The organism is Desulfospira joergensenii DSM 10085 (assembly GCF_000420085.1).
Lineage (GTDB): Bacteria > Desulfobacterota > Desulfobacteria > Desulfobacterales > Desulfobacteraceae > Desulfospira > Desulfospira joergensenii.
On sequence record NZ_ATUG01000002.1, the window covers coordinates 334,198 to 349,271 of the forward strand.

At 51.7% G+C, this 15,074-nt stretch carries 15 protein-coding genes; 10 read left to right on the forward strand and 5 right to left on the reverse strand.

Annotation, left to right across the window (positions count from 1 at the left end; translation table 11 throughout):
• The first annotated feature begins 213 nt into the window (after positions 1-213).
• The 7 genes from F608_RS0113840 (at position 214) to F608_RS0113870 (ending at position 6,904) form a co-directional block, all read left to right on the forward strand.
• Positions 214-1,083: a radical SAM protein gene (locus F608_RS0113840; protein WP_022666246.1), complete on the forward strand. Its 870-nt coding sequence runs from the start codon at positions 214-216 to the stop codon at positions 1,081-1,083.
• 200 nt (positions 1,084-1,283) lie between these two features.
• Complete coding sequence (gene tkt, locus F608_RS0113845) at positions 1,284-3,293, forward strand: transketolase (RefSeq protein ID WP_022666247.1); 2,010 nt, start codon at positions 1,284-1,286, stop codon at positions 3,291-3,293.
• 79 nt (positions 3,294-3,372) lie between these two features.
• A complete protein-coding gene (locus F608_RS0113850; protein ID WP_022666248.1) occupies positions 3,373-3,765 on the forward strand; it encodes a secondary thiamine-phosphate synthase enzyme YjbQ in 393 nt (130 codons plus the stop codon).
• Positions 3,766-3,814: 49 nt separating this feature from the next.
• Positions 3,815-4,258: a DMT family transporter gene (locus F608_RS0113855; protein WP_022666249.1), complete on the forward strand. Its 444-nt coding sequence runs from the start codon at positions 3,815-3,817 to the stop codon at positions 4,256-4,258.
• 85 nt (positions 4,259-4,343) lie between these two features.
• On the forward strand, positions 4,344-4,829 hold the full coding sequence (locus F608_RS0113860) for a GNAT family N-acetyltransferase (protein WP_022666250.1): 486 nt from the start codon (positions 4,344-4,346) through the stop codon (positions 4,827-4,829).
• Between the two features lie 40 nt (positions 4,830-4,869).
• Positions 4,870-5,859, forward strand: a complete 990-nt coding sequence (locus F608_RS0113865) for a 2-hydroxyacid dehydrogenase (protein WP_022666251.1) — start codon at positions 4,870-4,872, stop codon at positions 5,857-5,859.
• A gap of 16 nt (positions 5,860-5,875) precedes the next feature.
• Entirely contained in the window at positions 5,876-6,904 is a 1,029-nt protein-coding gene (locus F608_RS0113870; RefSeq protein ID WP_022666252.1) for a trans-3-hydroxy-L-proline dehydratase, read from the forward strand.
• Positions 6,905-7,026: 122 nt separating this feature from the next.
• Here F608_RS0113870 and F608_RS37385 read toward each other — a convergent pair whose 3' ends face one another.
• Positions 7,027-7,356 carry a phage integrase N-terminal SAM-like domain-containing protein gene (locus tag F608_RS37385; protein WP_084681149.1) on the reverse strand — a complete coding sequence of 110 codons (330 nt, stop codon included), beginning with the start codon at positions 7,354-7,356 and terminating at the stop codon, positions 7,027-7,029.
• 530 nt (positions 7,357-7,886) lie between these two features.
• Between F608_RS37385 and F608_RS0113880 the strand changes: the two genes are divergently transcribed.
• A complete protein-coding gene (locus F608_RS0113880; RefSeq protein ID WP_022666254.1) occupies positions 7,887-8,336 on the forward strand; it encodes a GNAT family N-acetyltransferase in 450 nt (149 codons plus the stop codon).
• Between the two features lie 196 nt (positions 8,337-8,532).
• On the opposite strand, the gene F608_RS0113885 is transcribed toward F608_RS0113880, so the two are convergent.
• On the reverse strand, positions 8,533-9,717 hold the full coding sequence (locus tag F608_RS0113885) for an IS256 family transposase (protein ID WP_051148546.1): 1,185 nt from the start codon (positions 9,715-9,717) through the stop codon (positions 8,533-8,535).
• Between the two features lie 119 nt (positions 9,718-9,836).
• A complete protein-coding gene (locus F608_RS31940) occupies positions 9,837-10,796 on the reverse strand; it encodes an IS481 family transposase (RefSeq protein ID WP_022666255.1) in 960 nt (319 codons plus the stop codon).
• A 392-nt stretch (positions 10,797-11,188) separates the two neighbouring features.
• On the opposite strand from F608_RS31940, the gene F608_RS0113900 reads away from it, so the two are divergent.
• Positions 11,189-11,566 carry a pyridoxamine 5'-phosphate oxidase family protein gene (locus F608_RS0113900; RefSeq protein WP_022666257.1) on the forward strand — a complete coding sequence of 126 codons (378 nt, stop codon included), beginning with the start codon at positions 11,189-11,191 and terminating at the stop codon, positions 11,564-11,566.
• A 136-nt stretch (positions 11,567-11,702) separates the two neighbouring features.
• On the opposite strand, the gene F608_RS0113905 is transcribed toward F608_RS0113900, so the two are convergent.
• Positions 11,703-12,479, reverse strand: a complete 777-nt coding sequence (locus tag F608_RS0113905; protein ID WP_022666258.1) for an enoyl-CoA hydratase — start codon at positions 12,477-12,479, stop codon at positions 11,703-11,705.
• A gap of 366 nt (positions 12,480-12,845) precedes the next feature.
• Between F608_RS0113905 and F608_RS31945 the strand changes: the two genes are divergently transcribed.
• The gene (locus tag F608_RS31945; protein WP_022666259.1) at positions 12,846-14,531 is read left to right on the forward strand and encodes a GMC family oxidoreductase; all 1,686 of its coding nucleotides are present in this window, start codon (positions 12,846-12,848) and stop codon (positions 14,529-14,531) included.
• A 35-nt stretch (positions 14,532-14,566) separates the two neighbouring features.
• On the opposite strand, the gene F608_RS31950 is transcribed toward F608_RS31945, so the two are convergent.
• A complete protein-coding gene (locus F608_RS31950) occupies positions 14,567-15,016 on the reverse strand; it encodes a C-GCAxxG-C-C family protein (RefSeq protein WP_022666260.1) in 450 nt (149 codons plus the stop codon).
• Between the last annotated feature and the right edge of the window lie 58 nt (positions 15,017-15,074).

A 15,074-nucleotide genomic window follows, 5' to 3' on the forward strand; every position in this document is an offset into this window, starting at 1 on the left:
GGGGCGCATTGGAAGGCTTCCCGGCCAGGAAGGGCCGAAGGCAAGGCAGAAGGTGGCGCTTTGACAGTGGATCAGGACGCAAACTGGTTGAATTTTAAACCAATACCTGTTAAAAGAAGGTTTTGGTTCCAGGGGCTGGGTCATGGGCTTGTCAGGCTTTTTTTCCCTTAAAGCCGGACCTGGTTTTAATTTAGATTACAGGTGGAATTCACCATGCATTACGAAGGTATGATCATCCGGCCTCCCAGCGAGGCAGACTCTATCCTGCTCCAGGTGACCCTGGGCTGTTCCCATAATAAATGCACCTTTTGCGGCACCTTCCGGGAGAAGCGGTTCAACATCAAAAAAGATGATGTGATTTTCGAGGATATCGAATTTGCAAGGACCCATTGCCGCCGCCAGAACCGGCTTTTCATCTGTGACGGGGATGCCCTGATCGTTCCCCAGAGGCGACTGGTCCCCATCCTGGAAAGAATAAAGGAGCGGCTGCCCTGGGTGGAGCGTGTGGGACTCTATGCCAATACCAAGGGAATCGGCATGAAAACAGACGAAGAGCTGGAGGAACTGGCCTCCCTGGGCGTGAAAATCGCCTATATGGGGCTGGAATCCGGAGATGACCAGGTATTAAAGGAAATCCGGAAGGGTGCGGATTCGGCCAAAATGATCAAGATGGGCCGCAGGATCAAGAAGGCAGGCATCAAATTGTCCGTTACGGTTCTGCTGGGCCTGGCCGGGCCTGACCGCTCCATGATCCATGCCCGGGAGACCGGCCGGGTTTTATCGGACATGGACCCGGATTTCGTGGGGGCCCTGAGTCTGATGCTGGTGCCGGGGACCGAACTCCATGAACAGCACAGGAACGGGGAGTTCAAGCTGCTGGAACCCACGCAGATGCTGGCTGAACTGGGGGAGATGATCGCAAACACCCATCTGACCCAGGGACTTTTCCATGCCAACCATGCCTCCAATTACCTGCCCATCCGGGCCCGGCTGCCCCGGGACAAGGAAAAGACATTGGAATTGATTTCAGAGGCGCTTCAGGGGAAGATAGAGCTGAAACCCGAATTCATGAGAGCCCTCTAGTGCTTGGATGGAAACTCACCCATCTGCGGAGTTGCTGCAGAATTTTCAAATCCTCACGTACAAGAGTACACTCCGATCTGAAAATTCTTTGCGCCTTGCATATGGGCAAATTTTTCTTCAAGCCTGCACCGATTTATTATTGATTACTACAAGCTTAAGATAAAAATATTAAAAATTAGACTTTATAGGGAGAACCAACCATGGCAGAAGCCAATGAGACATTAGACCAGTTAACCATCAATACCATTCGGACCCTTTGCATGGATGCGGTCCAGAAGGCCAATTCCGGCCATCCCGGCGCGCCCATGGGCCTGGCCCCGGCAGGATATGTCCTGTTTAAACGATTTTTGAAGCACAATCCGAAAAATCCGGCCTGGATTGACCGGGACCGGTTTGTCCTGTCCGGGGGGCACTGCTCCTCCCTGCTTTACAGCCTGCTCTATCTTTTCGGGTACGGGCTGGAGATCGAGGATCTGAAAAATTTCAGGCAGTGGGGATCCAGAACCCCGGGCCATCCGGAATACGGGGATACCCCGGGCGTTGAGACCACCACAGGCCCCCTGGGCCAGGGCGTGGCCAATGCCGTGGGCATGGCCATTGCCGAACGTCACCTGGCGGCACGGTTCAACAGGGAGGGCCGGGAGATTATCGATCATCACACCTATGCCATGTGCGGGGACGGGGACCTCATGGAAGGGGTGGCCATGGAAGCGGTCTCCCTGGCCGGTCACCTGGGCCTGGGCAAGCTCATCCTGATCTATGACGACAATTCCATCACCATTGAAGGCAGAACCGACATCGCCTTTACGGAAAACGTTGGGGCCAAGTTTGAAAGCATGAACTGGCACGTGGTGGAGGTGGAGGACGGCAATGATCTCAATAAGATCCAGAAGGCCATCCAGGCCGGAAAGGACGCCATTCAGCGGCCCACCCTGATCAAGCTCAAGACCCATATCGCCTACGGCAGCCCGGCCAAGCAGGACAGCCCCGATGCCCACGGCGCCCCCCTGGGAGCAGAGGAGATCAAAAAGGTAAAGGAATTCTACGGGGTTCCGGCGGACAAGGATTTTTACGTGCCCGAAGAGGTGCTGGAAAATACCCGGAAGGCCGTTGCCTACGGAAAAGGATTTGAAAATTCCTGGCAGGCTGATTTTGACGTATTTAAGGCAGACCATCCCCAGGATGCAGCCCTGTTTGCCGATGCCTTCAGCGGATATCTGACCGGGGGCTGGGACAAGGATATCAAATGGCTGGCCCCTGAAGACGGCCCCATTGCCACCCGGGCAGCCTCGGGCCAGGTTCTCAACGCCATTGCCCCCAACCTGCCCACCCTCATGGGCGGGTCTGCCGACCTGGCCCCCTCCAACAAAACCTATCTGAACTGCTCTGGGGAGTTCCAGAAAGAGGCCTGGAAAAACAGAAATATCCGGTTCGGGGTTCGGGAGCATGCCATGGGAGCGGTTATGTCCGGCATGTACCTCCACTCCGGGATCCGCCCCTACGGGGGGACCTTCCTGGTCTTTGCCGATTATGTACGGCCGGCCATCCGGGTGGCCAGCCTCATGAAACTTCCCCTGATCTACGTGTTCACCCATGACAGCGTGGCCGTGGGAGAGGACGGCCCCACCCACCAGCCCGTGGAGCATCTGGCTTCCCTCAGGGCCATTCCCGGGCTCAACGTGGTCCGCCCGGCCGATGCCAATGAGACGGCCCTGGCCTGGAAACAGGCCCTGATCAATACCAGCTCCCCCACGGCCCTTCTCCTGAGCCGTCAGAAACTTCCGGTTCTGGAAGGATCCAGGGATAATATCGATTTCAACTACGGAGCCTATACCGTGAAAGAGGCGGGTCTGGATGCGGATATGATCATCCTGGCCACCGGAGCCGAGGTCCACGTCAGCCTGGATGCGGCCGGGATCCTTGAAAAAGACCACGGTCTGAAGGTTTCCGTGGTCTCCATGCCCTCCTGGGAGTGGTTTGAAAAGGCGCCTGCCCCTTACCGGGAGCGGGTCCTGCCCTCGGGCATTAAAAAACGGCTGGCCGTTGAAGCCGGGATCTCCATGGGCTGGGAAAAATACGTGGGAGACCAGGGCCGGGTCGTGAGCATCGAGCGGTTCGGCGCCTCCGCGCCCGGCGGCACGGTTCTCAGGGAGTTTGGATTTTCTGCCGGGAACATCGTGGAGAAAGCCCTGGAGCTGGTGAAAGGATAGTTTTCCCGGCTCTGCCGGACAAAACCGGGCAGGCATTGGCCTGCCCGGTAAACTTAGGGTTGAATACGAGGAGGAGACCATGATCATTCCGGTAAAAACCAGCGCCAGAACCCAGATGATCGACATCACTTCACAGGTCCGCAGGGCTGTGCAGGAATCCGGGGTCCGGGACGGCCTGGTCCATGTCTGTTCCATGCATACCACAGGAGCCGTCACCATCAATGAAAATGCCGATCCAGCCGTGGAGACCGATATCCTCAACACCATCAACAAGGTCATTCCCTGGGACGATCACTTCAAGCATCTGGAAGGCAATTCCGCAGCCCATATAAAGGTCAGCCTGTTCGGGCCGTCGGAAATCATCCCCCTGGAAAAGGGCTCCCTGGTCCTGGGCACCTGGCAGGGCATCTTTTTCTGCGAATTTGACGGCCCCAGGAGCCGGAAGGTGAATGTGAAGGTCCTGGCCGGCTGATGAAACAGAGGGTGCAACAGGCTGAAACCCCGCAAAAAATGGAGCGGTTATGAAATTCGTCTTATTGTCATTTGCCCTGGCAGCCGGGATGCTGGCCCCTCTCCAGGCCGGGCTCAACGCCAGAATGGGGCGTGCCCTGGGGGACCCCGTATATGCGGCATTGATCTCCTTTGCCGTGGGAACCGCCTCCCTCTTTATCTATGCTTTGGCGGTCCGTACCGAGTTTGGCACGATCCGCCAGGCCTCGGACCTCCACTGGACCGTATGGACGGCCGGCTGCATGGGAGCGGTTTATGTGGCGGCCACCATCATCCTTACCCCCAGGCTGGGAGCGGCCCTGACCTTTGCCCTGGTGGTGGCGGGACAATTGACCATGGCCCTTTTCATGGATCATTTCGGATTCCTGGGAGTGCCGGTCCAGCATTTCACCTGGCAGAGGATGGCAGGGATCCTTTTGGTTACCGCCGGTGTGGTGATCATCAGAAAATTCTGATCCCGGAAGTTCAAAGGAAAACCAGACCCATAACCGGTAAATCATCAGACATGAATTTTGCAAGCTCCCTGACCGGAAAGAATAGATGAGAAAGATAAGGCAGGCCACAATTCAGGAGGCCGGAATTCTGGCGGATCTGATCCAAAGGGCAAACCGCCCCGTGGCCGGGATGTTCAATATCAACCGGGAAAATACCCCCACCCACCCTTCATTCTGCACCGGGGAATGGATTGAGCAGGGGGTTGACCGGGGAGAAACCTATTTTATTCTGGAAAAAGACCGGTTTCCCGTGGGATGCGTGGCCTGCGAATTTCCGGAAAAGAGTCTGGCCTATCTGAACCGGCTGGCGGTTCTTCCCGAGTTTCAGAACCAGGGAATGGGAAGGAGCCTAGTCGATCATATCATTTCCCTTGCCGCAGACCAAGGGGTCAAAAAACTGAGTATCGGTATTATCGCCGGGCATTCCACGTTAAGAAAATGGTATGAAAAGATAGGGTTCCGGGTCTATGAAAAGAAGATTTTTGCCCATCTGGTTTTTGATGTGCTGCTGATGGAATATAGGATCCAATAATTTTTGCCAGGAGAAAGACCTTTTTTAAAGGAATAAGACCATGGAAAAATCAAAAACAATACTGATTACCCGGCAGTATCCGGATATTGGGATTGATCTTCTCAAGGATCAGGGGTTTCATTTGAAGTTCTGGCCCATGGAGCGGCCCATGACCCCGGAGGAACTGGTTGAGCATGCCCAGGACTGTGATGCCGTTCTTTGCACCCTGACCGAGAAGATAGACAAGACCTTTCTGGACAGATCTTCCCACCTGGACATGATCTCCCAGTTTGCCGTGGGCTTTGACAATATCGATGTGGACCATGCCACCCGCCTGGGGATTCCCGTGGGATATACCCCGGATGTCATGACCGAGGCCACCACCGACATCGCATTCGGCCTGATGATTGCCACGGCCCGGAAAATGGTTTTCAATCACAAGAAAATCCTCAGGGGAGAATGGGGATCCTTTACACCCAAGGATCATCTGGGAATGGAACTCATGGGCAAGACCCTGGGAATTTTCGGCATGGGCCGGATCGGCATGAAAATGTCCCTGAGGTGCCGGGGCGCCTATGACATGGATATCCTATACTGCAGCAGAAATCCCTATCCCGAAGCCGAAGAGAGGCTCAATGCAAGGCGTGTGGATTTTCATCAGCTTCTGGCCCAAAGCGATGTGGTCTCCGCCCACTGCCCCCTGACCCCGGAGACCCGGGGGATTTTTAACGGGGAGGCCTTCAGCCGGATGAAATCTTCGGCCATCTTCATCAACACGGCCCGGGGACCGGTCCATAACGAACCGGAGCTGATCCGGGCCCTGGAGTCCGGGGAAATCTGGGGGGCCGGCCTGGATGTCACAGACCCCGAGCCCATGGACCGGGACAATCCGTTGCTGTCCATGGAAAATGTCTGCGTCCTCCCCCATATCGGCTCGGCCACCCAGGAGGCCAGGGACGGCATGTCCAGGCGGGCAGCAAAGAACATCATCGAATTCTACCGGACCGGTTCCATGCCCCATATGGTAAATCCTCAAGTATTGGAAAAATAAACCAGGGAGAAATGGCATGCATTCATCGAAAATCATCCATACGGTCTCCTGCCATGCCGAAGGAGAAGTCGGGGACGTAATCGTGGGGGGGGTGGCCCCGCCGCCGGGGGAAACCCTGTGGGAACAGTCCCGGTGGATCGCAAAGGACAAGAGTCTGCGCAATTTCATGCTCAACGAACCCCGGGGAGGAGTATTCCGCCATTTCAACCTTCTGGTGCCCCCCAAAAATCCCGACGCCCAGATGGGCTGGATCATCATGGAGCCCGAGGACACCCCGCCCATGTCCGGGTCCAACTCCATCTGCGTGGCCACGGTTCTCCTGGAAACCGGGATTCTGCCCATGACCGAGCCCCAAACTTTGCTCACCCTGGAGGCCCCGGGCGGATTGATTAAGGCCAAAGCAGACTGTTCCAACGGCCGGGTGAAGCGAATGACCATTTTCAATGTACCTTCCTTTGTCCACCGGCTGGATGCATCCCTGGAGGTGGAGGGGATCGGAACCCTGACGGTGGATACAGCCTATGGGGGGGATTCCTTTGTGATCGCGGATGCTTCGGATCTGGGATTTGACCTTGTCCCGGATGAGGCCCGGGACCTGGTGGAGACGGGCATTAAAATCACCAATGCCGCCAATGAGCAGCTGGGGTTTTTCCATCCGGAAAACCCGGACTGGGCCCATATCTCCTTCTGCCAGATGGCTGCCCCCCTGACAGAGGAGAAAGGGGTTCTCAAGGGAAAGAACGCCGTGGCCATCCAGCCGGGCAAGCTGGACCGCTCCCCCACGGGCACGGGATGTTCCGCCCGCATGGCCGTCCTGGCCCAAAGGGGCATGCTCAAACCCGGGCAGGAGTATATCGGGGAATCCATTATCGGATCCAGATTCCTCTGCCGCCTGGAAAGCCTGACCAAGGTCGGAGACCTGGATGCCGTTCTCCCGTCCGTTTCGGGCCGGGCCTGGATCACCGGCACCCACCAGCACATGCTGGACCCGACAGATCCCTGGCCCGAAGGGTATAAGATCTCTGATACCTGGCCGAAAATTTGAAATCTTAACCGCCCATTCGGCCGGAATCGGTTCTGAGGGAATTGATAGGGTGAGGAATAGCAGGATTGGATATCCGGCGGTTGGAAACTGCGGCTCCGCAGCGGGCAGAATTCCAACAGGCTCTACATTCCGCCCCGCGAAAGGCTGAAAACTCGCTGACGCTCAAACAGGCCCCCCTTTTGCCGCTCCGCTCCATCAAGAGCCTGTAAGGAATCCCCCGCGATATCTCCGCCACAGTCCCCAACCGGAGAGAAGAACTTATCAGGCTGCTGTTCAAAGATCGAAACACCAGGACGGTTCTGGGGTGACAGGGCAACATTTTTTTCCACGGCAAGCCAGGTTAAAAATCGTTCTACTTTCTTTTCTCCCCTGTGCAGGTCTGCCCTGGATTTCATATTGTGAAAAAGAATGAATCTTTTAATCCAGTCGCAATAGATCCTTTCTGTATGAATGGACTAGTGCCTTACTCTCATCAAGCCCCGGATCGGCTCCAGTATTTTTTTTCTTTTGGCATTGACATTTATCAATTTCGGCAGGTAATTCTATGAAGGTAAAGTTACCTGATAATAGGCTATGTTGCAAATTATCAGGTAACTTTGACATGATAATCAATGGTTAAATGCCATAAGGTGAATTCGTGTTTGCATCAGAAGAACTAAACTCAATTCTCAAGGCTGAATTAGAACGAGGCAACAAAGTATCTGAAGAATCGGCATGGCCACCAAAATGTCGAAAACTTGTTATCCTTAAGGATAGATTTCATAAACCATATGAAACGCAAAGTTTAGATTTTCGCGTCATAAATGATAGACACTATTGGTATGCAGAATATAATTCAAATAACGGAGCAGAGTGTTTAGCATGCGGATTTTAAATTATGGAGCAATAATATTTCGCAGCATTTAACAACTTTCTGCACCTGACCGGTGTTCCGCTGCCGCTCCACACCGCCAGGTGAGAAATACGTTATCTTCGGAAAGAAATGAAAGACATTACATTCAAATTGGTCACGGATGAAGATTTGGCATATGTGACTGACATTTCTATAAAATCTTTCCATTCAGATATAGATGTAGGTGCTGAGGTTCTTAAAGGTCCACCCGGTTATGATTCTATAGATTTTCATAGAGAAATGTTAAGAGAATCTTCATGTTTTTATAAAATTCTCACCAATCAAAATATAATCGGTGCATTCTGGTTTATGAAAAAAGGAAAAGAAGAGGCATATGTATACCGTCTATTCATAGAACCAAGCTTCCATAAACATGGGATAGGTCTTAAAATTTTTAAGTTTCTTTTCCAAAGATTTCCTGAAATAAAAATCTGGCAATTAAAAACGCCAAAATGGAATAAAAGAACAAAACAATTTTACGAAAAAATTGGTTTCAAGATTTCAGAAGAAACTGAAAGACTTTTCTTTTTTAAAATGTAAAAGTCAAATACCTCCCGTACACTCAGCCTTCTCGGCGCCTATTTTTTATTAGGCGGATTCCTTTTCCATTCTTCCTTTAATTTCTATCCCCATTTGAAACGTTTCAAATGGGCGTCGTCCCTGGTTGCGGTATCCCCGGTGGTAGTGTCAAATATTTTTCGCACTTTTGATTCTGGTCTCAACTCAGTTTCATAATTTAAGCTGCATATTCTTTGTTAATTTTCATTTCTTTTAATAATTCCATATTCAGGTATTTTTTCGATCCCCACTTGGTGCCTGCAATATGTCTGAGTCGAGCTCCAACCAGCATAATAGCAGAGTTCCCATCAGGGAAAGCACCCACCACTCGCGTTCGTCTACGGATCTCTTTCATAATCCTCTCGAGAGGATTATTGGTCCGGATCCTCCGCCAGTGCTTACTTGGAAAATCATAATATGTGAGCGTTTCTAAAATGTTTTTTTCAACTTTTTCGGCAGCAGATCTGAGTTTTTTCTCTTTTAATTTCAAAACCACAGCCTTTGCCTTTTCAATTGCTGCCTGTTTATCTTCAGAAGCGTGAATAGCCTTGAGCATTCTGGATACTTCATTCATTTTGCCGCGAGGGACGACACTGAATACATTTCTATAAAAATGAACTGTACACCTTTGCCATTTGGCATCAGGATAAAAGTCACCCAAGGATTCAACCAGGCCAAGGCAGGCATCACTAATTACGAGTTCAACACCTTTGAGACCCCGTTGCTTTAAATGCTTTAGGAAACCACTCCAGCCTGCTTTATCTTCTTTGTGGCCTTCCTGGACACCTATTACCTGGCGATATCCCTCCTGGGAAACGCTGACGGCCACGAGGACAGATACATTACGGACTTCATTTGCCCAGGTTCTTTTGAGAACAATGCCGTCCAAGTATACATATGGATGATTACCTTCAATCGGCCGGTTCCGCCAGTCTTCTATATGTTTATAAATCTTTTTGTTCAGATTGCTCACAGTGCCGGGACTGACCCGAGTTCCCCAAAGCGCCTGGGTGATATCTTCAACCCGTCTTACAGACACACCCGCCAGATACATCTCTATCATGGCTTCTTCAACTGAAGATTCTCGGCGTTTATACCGTTCGATGATAGCGGTTTCGAATTTCTGTTGTCTCAGCTTAGGCACGTTCAGTTTAACCTCGCCTGCCTTTGTATGGAGGTTTCTTTGATAATAACCGGCTCGGGTATCAGTTCTGGATTGGGTGCGTTGGTAGCGCTCTGCATTGCAAAGTTTGTCAGCTTCTGCATCCAACATTTTATTGAGCGTCTCTTCAACTGTGCCTCTTACCATTTCTCCAAGGTGATCTTGAATCTTTGATTCATCAATTTTAATGACTTTATCCAGCTTTTGTGTATACTCTTTTTCCAAGATGGTCTCCTTTCTTGATTATTGTTTTTTCTTGGTCGATTTAACAAATAACCAAGTTGAGACCATCTTTTCAATTTTTAATTGTGCGAAATTATTTATACGTTATCTCCCCGGTGAGGCCGTTCATAGTTGTAATAGTGCAGCCACTTGTCGAGATCTTCCTGTAAAGCGGAAACGGACTCATATAGCTTTTTCCGGAAAGCCGTACGGAAAAATTCGTCCAAAATTGTCCTGTTGAATCTTTCCACAAATCCGTTCGTCCTTGGACTGGCCACCTTTGTTTTCCGGTGATTGATATCATTGAGTTCAAGGAAGATCTCGTACAAATGGATCGTTGGCCGCCCTTTGAATTCCGTACCGTTGTCTGTAAGGATATTCTCAATACAGATATCGTTCTCTTCGTAAAAAGGAAGAACCCTGTCATACAGGACATCCGCCGCTGTTTCCGGGCGCTTACTGGTGTATAACTTACCAAAAGCAAAGCTGCCATATGTATCAACAACGGCTTGTAGGTATACCCTGCCAACGCCTTTGAGTCGCCCGACATAAAACGTATCCTGGCATAGCAGGTAACCAGAGTAATGGCTTTCCACATTCCGTTCTTTGAACTCAGGATTGGCCTTTTCCAGCAAGCGGATCTGGGTCTCTGTTAATTCAAAATCTTCAGACAACGACTCTTCAAGCTTTAAGAGGCGTTTGTATTTTGTCTCCATTCCAGCCTTTTTCCAGATATTGCGGATCGTGGTCGCACAGACAGCAAGGCCTTCAAGAGCGAGCTGATCAGCAATCCGTTGCTGGCCGAAAGCAGGGTTTTCCAATGAAAGTGCAATGATGCGATTTTTGGTGTCTTCAGAAATTTCGTTAGGGTGTGGTCCTGGGATTGGTGGTCTGTCAATCAAGCCTTCAAATCCATACTCCTGGAAAGATCTTTTGTACTCGTAGAACTGGCTTCGAGATACCTTGTGCATCTGGCAGGCTTTGGATACGTTCCCCAATTTTTCAGCAAGCTGTAGCAAAGTCAGTCTTTTCTGTGCTAATTTCTTTTTGGCGGTCATAATGCTCTTCTCCTTTTGGACATATTTTTGATTGGCGTTAAAAATATATCCGAGAAGGCTTATCACCGCCACCTCTCACTGGGGATTATTGGAAGGTCCCCAGTGAGAGGTGGCTATGCCTATGGCAATTTCAAACTGTCCGGTAGGATCTTAACTTTTCCATTTAAAAAGAGTATTTGAATAATAATTAGGGCCGCCTCATTCTCCCGGAGCCAAAGTGGCAGGATCCGGAACCGACGCAGGAATGCACCCCTTGATTTTCCTGCCATCTCTCTCCATTGTCTTAACTGATTAGAAAAATAAGGTAATTTCAACTTTCTATTAAATGGCATAGGAGTTGCTTAATCCTAAGGAGTTTGTTTGATCAATCTTAGGCAAAAAGGAGATAAAAAATGCCTGCATTACCCGAAGAAACCAGCAAGGCCTGGGAAAATCATAAGGGCCCGGTTATCCTGACCACGGTCAATAAAGAGAGCATACCCAATTCCATTTATGCTACCTGTGTTTCCAAATATGATGAAGAAACCCTGGTGGTGGCCAATAATTATTTTTCCAAAACCATGGAAAACATCAAGGCCGGGTCCAAGGCTACGATTCTGTTCATCACCGGGGAGAACACATCCTACCAGGTCAAGGGCAGCATTGAATACCATACCCAGGGTCCTTTGTTTGATGATATGAAAAAATGGAACCCTGAAAAACATCCCGGCCACGGCGCCACGGCGTTGAAAGTCGAAGAGGTCTACAAGGGAGCTGAAAAACTCCTGTAATTTTTTTCCGGGCCCGGATTCCCGGGCCCGGAACCATAACCGTCTCCAGGACCGACCTTTGGGTCGCCCGAAGAATTGAAGATAGAGATTTTTGTAAGAGCCGGAGCTCTGTATCCTGAACCATATCAAATCCGGATTACCGGTCTTTCCATTCCGTAGTGGTCTTATTCAAAAAGGCTTTGATGCCGTTCCGGGCATCCTCTGAGGTATTGTTCATGACAATGGTATGCTTGGCATAGTGCAGGGCCTGGGCATCGGTCATGTCTGCCTGGGCATAGAGGCCCTGTTTCCCGATGGCCAGGGCAAAGCCGCTGGCCTGGGAGATCTGCTCCGCCAGTTCCATGGTTTCAGATTCCAGGTCTTCCAAGGGCACCACCCGGTTGACCAGTCCCAGTTCCCTGGCTTCGGATGCGGGAAAGTCCCGGCCGGTCAACAGCATCTCCATGGCCGCTTTTCTGCCGATGGCCCGGGTGACGGCCACCATGGGGGTGGTACAGAACAGGCCGATTTTGACGCCCGGGGTGGAGAACCGGGCATTGTCCGCAGCCACGATCAGATCGCACCAGGCCGCCAGCTGGCAGCCGGCGGCAGTGGCAATTCCCTGTACCCCGCAGATCACCGGCTGGGGAATTTCGTGGAGCATCATCATCATCCGGGTACACTGGTCAAAGATGAACTTGTACTCTTTGGTCCCCTTATCCACCATTTCGGAGAGGTCATGGCCGGCGCAGAAGTGTTTTCCCCTGGCCTTGAGAACCAGCACCTTGATGGATTCATCCCCGGCCGTCCTTTCCAGGACATGGATTATTTCCCGGATTTTCTGCCGGGAAAGGGCATTGATCTTTTCAGGGGTGTTCAGGGTTAAAAGTCCAACGGCATGGGTCTGGGAAAAGGTGATCTCTTTGTAATCCATTTGGTACCTCCTGTGATTGGGAATGGATGAAACCGGGTTCCGGATGAATAGATTGTCTCTAACATGCAGAAAATATAGTGTCAATTTAAGACTTTGTTTTTGTAAGGAATTCCTGTGGGTTCTGTTCCGGTTGTGGGCAGCATTGTCAGGATCAGGGGGGCAAAAACGATAAGAGCCGGACCCGGATATGCGGATCGCGAGCATGGGATAGGGGAACCAAAGAGCCATTGTGATTTGTTTTTAATTCTGCTATCTGGGAAACGGTGACCCGTTCCAAAAACTCCTGTGGCCGGGATCCCGCCAGAATCGTAGGAATACGATATCTGAAATTAGGGAAATGGCATCAACCTTTGATCAAGGGGGATTATGACTGATTTTGATTTTGACTACATCGTTGTGGGATCTGGTTTCGGGGGAAGTGTATCTGCCATGCGGCTGTCCCAGAAAGGATACCGGGTCGGGGTCATTGAATCCGGAAAAAGATGGAAAAATCAAGATTTTGCTAAAAGAAACTGGAATCTGCACAAGTTCCTCTGGATGCCCAAGATCTTTTTGCACGGAATCCAGCGCATGTCCCTTCTCAACGATGTGTTTATCCTGGGAGGGGCCGGTGTGGGCGGGGGCAGCCTCAACTATGCCAATACCCTCTATATTCCGCCGGACAAGTTCTTTGATCGGGATACGGTGAAACGGCTGGGCGGGAAAAAAGAGCTGCTCCCCTTTTACAGCATTGCGAAAAAGATGCTGGGGGCCGTTGAGAATCCGGTTCTGGGGGAGTCGGACCATCTCATGCGGGAAACTGCCCAAGAATTCGGCCGGGCCCATACCTTTTGCAAGACCGAGGTGGGCGTCTATTTTGGTGAGGAGGGGAAACGGGCCAGGGATCCCTATTTTTTCGGGGAGGGCCCGGACCGGATCGGTTGCGAACTCTGCGGGGCCTGCATGACCGGCTGCCGTAAGGATGCAAAAAACACCCTGGACAAAAATTACCTTTTCTTTGCCGAGAAATTCGGAGCTCAAATCATCCCTGAGAACAAAGTGGTAGATGTCCGCCCTCTTTCCCCGGAGGGCTCTGCCGGGTATGAGATCACCACCGTCAAGACCACGACCCTGTTCGGGAAAAGATCCTCTTTCCGAACCAAGGGCATTGTTTTTTCCGCCGGGGTCCTGGGAACCCTCTCCCTGCTGCTGAACATGAAGGAAAAGGGCAGGCTGCCCAGGCTCTCCTCTGATCTGGGGAAGATCGTGCGAACCAACAGTGAGGCCATCTGCGGGGTGAAGTCCGATTCCGGGGATGCCGATTTTTCAAAAGGGGTGGCCATTACCTCCAGCGTGCATCCGGATGAGGATACCCATATGGAGCCGGTCCGGTATGCAAAGGGGAATGATTTCATGGGACTGCTCCCCGTACTTCTCACCGATGGGGGAGGGAAGATCCCCAGATTTGTCCGGTATCTTTTCAATGTGATCAAACATCCGGTCCGGTTTTTTAAGGTGCTCAATCCCATCGGATTTGCCCGCCGGAGCCTGATCATCCTGGTCATGCAGACCCATGACAACTATCTCAACCTCTTTTTGAAACGCCGTCTGATCTGGCCCTTTGCCAGGTCCCTGACTTCGGAGCAGGCCACGGATAAGAAAAATCCCGTATACATCCCCATTGCCAATGAATTTGCCCGCCGCCTGGGAAAACGCATGGGCGGCACCCCCACCAGCATTTTTACCGAGGTCTACCTGGACGTACCCATTACAGCCCATATCATGGGCGGCTGCTGTCTGCACGAAGAGCCCGGCCGGGGGGGCATTGACAAGAAGAACCAGGTGAGGGGATATGAGAACATGCTGGTTGCGGATGCCTCCACGATCCCGGAAAATCTGGGCGTGAATCCTGCCCTGTCCATCACGGCCCTGGCGGAAAGGGCCATGTCCTTTATCCCGGTCAAACCGTCGAAAAAGATGAACTTTTTAAAGGCGGAGTTCAAATGGGGGATTGATAGTCTGCTGGTCCGGTCCCCTGAGCCGGGTCCGGGCAGGGAGGAAACAAGCCCTTGATGGAAAGATTAGGGGAAAAATAGAAGGCAGGACCTTTATCCGGGAAGCTCTTTTCCATGGTTTCGGGCCAGCAGTTCCAGAAGATCCCGGGTCACGGCCCGGACCACTTCCCGGCATCGTTCCATTTGAAATTCTTCCCCGAACTCATCCCGCAGGGTGGCGCAATGGGTGGTTCCCCAGGTCTCCACAAAGTGTTGGCGCAGCCCAGCCCCCAGGGATGCGGGAAGGTCCCAGTCTCCTGAGGGGTCTTTGCGGCCGTGAATATGGCCGATGGCGATGAGGCCGCCGGAAAGGGCGCCGCAGGCATCCCCATAGGTTTTTCCGAAACCGCCCCCAAAGGGTGTGGCATGGGCCGCTGCCAGGGTGGGATCCTGTCCCAGGCTTTGCAATACAGCCCAGGCCACGGCTTCTGCGCAATGAAATCCATTTCCGAAAAGTTCTCCTGCCTGATCACAGGCCTCGCAGATGATGGCGGTTTCTTTCATTTTTTTTCTCCTGATAATGGGAAAATTTGATATGGGGTTGTGCCTGTCTGATATTTCC

What these genes read in the sequence shown, in the direction of transcription:
- tkt (WP_022666247.1), top strand. Translation starts at nt 1,284, where the DNA reads ATGGCAGAAGCCAATGAGACATTAGACCAGTTAACCATCAATACCATT.
- F608_RS0113905 (WP_022666258.1), bottom strand. Translation starts at nt 12,479, where the DNA reads ATGGATTACAAAGAGATCACCTTTTCCCAGACCCATGCCGTTGGACTT.
- F608_RS0113850 (WP_022666248.1), top strand. Translation starts at nt 3,373, where the DNA reads ATGATCATTCCGGTAAAAACCAGCGCCAGAACCCAGATGATCGACATC.
- F608_RS0113860 (WP_022666250.1), top strand. Translation starts at nt 4,344, where the DNA reads ATGAGAAAGATAAGGCAGGCCACAATTCAGGAGGCCGGAATTCTGGCG.
- F608_RS0113855 (WP_022666249.1), top strand. Translation starts at nt 3,815, where the DNA reads ATGAAATTCGTCTTATTGTCATTTGCCCTGGCAGCCGGGATGCTGGCC.
- F608_RS31945 (WP_022666259.1), top strand. Translation starts at nt 12,846, where the DNA reads ATGACTGATTTTGATTTTGACTACATCGTTGTGGGATCTGGTTTCGGG.
- F608_RS0113900 (WP_022666257.1), top strand. Translation starts at nt 11,189, where the DNA reads ATGCCTGCATTACCCGAAGAAACCAGCAAGGCCTGGGAAAATCATAAG.
- F608_RS0113865 (WP_022666251.1), top strand. Translation starts at nt 4,870, where the DNA reads ATGGAAAAATCAAAAACAATACTGATTACCCGGCAGTATCCGGATATT.
- F608_RS31940 (WP_022666255.1), bottom strand. Translation starts at nt 10,796, where the DNA reads ATGACCGCCAAAAAGAAATTAGCACAGAAAAGACTGACTTTGCTACAG.
- F608_RS0113880 (WP_022666254.1), top strand. Translation starts at nt 7,887, where the DNA reads ATGAAAGACATTACATTCAAATTGGTCACGGATGAAGATTTGGCATAT.
- F608_RS0113870 (WP_022666252.1), top strand. Translation starts at nt 5,876, where the DNA reads ATGCATTCATCGAAAATCATCCATACGGTCTCCTGCCATGCCGAAGGA.
- F608_RS0113840 (WP_022666246.1), top strand. Translation starts at nt 214, where the DNA reads ATGCATTACGAAGGTATGATCATCCGGCCTCCCAGCGAGGCAGACTCT.
- F608_RS31950 (WP_022666260.1), bottom strand. Translation starts at nt 15,016, where the DNA reads ATGAAAGAAACCGCCATCATCTGCGAGGCCTGTGATCAGGCAGGAGAA.